The sequence below is a fragment of the Bradyrhizobium diazoefficiens genome, from assembly GCF_016612535.1.
Classification (GTDB): Bacteria; Pseudomonadota; Alphaproteobacteria; order Rhizobiales; family Xanthobacteraceae; genus Bradyrhizobium; species Bradyrhizobium diazoefficiens_C.
In genome coordinates this window covers 1-360 of the sequence record NZ_JAENXS010000013.1, presented here as the reverse complement: position 1 = coordinate 360, position 360 = coordinate 1, and the positions used below count along the sequence as shown (strand labels likewise).

Below are 360 nucleotides of genomic sequence, written 5' to 3'. Positions count from 1 at the left end.
TTCGAGAATGTTTTCCATCAGGATCTCAACGGCGACGGCACGATCGGCGTGCCCGGCGCTGCCGTCGCGACGACGGTCATCGAGTCCGCAGGCGTCACCAGCCTGACGCAGGTCGGCAACAATTACTTTCTCTATCATTCCGGCTCGGGACCGGAGTTGATGCGCGATGGCGCGGCCGTCGTCACCAATCAGTTTCCGCCCTGGGCGCCGATCGGAGCGGAGCAGACCTCGACGGGTTATGACATTGCCTGGAAAACCCCGGGGATGGACCAGTACACCATCTGGAGCGTCGACAGCAGCGGCAACTACGTCAATAATCTCACGGGTCTCGTCACCGGAAGCAGCACCACGCTGGAGAGT

1 pseudogene is annotated in these 360 nt (G+C 61.4%); it reads left to right on the top strand.

What is annotated here, in order from left to right:
- A pseudogene (locus JJE66_RS37745) lies at nucleotides 1–360 on the top strand (hypothetical protein); the annotation flags it as partial.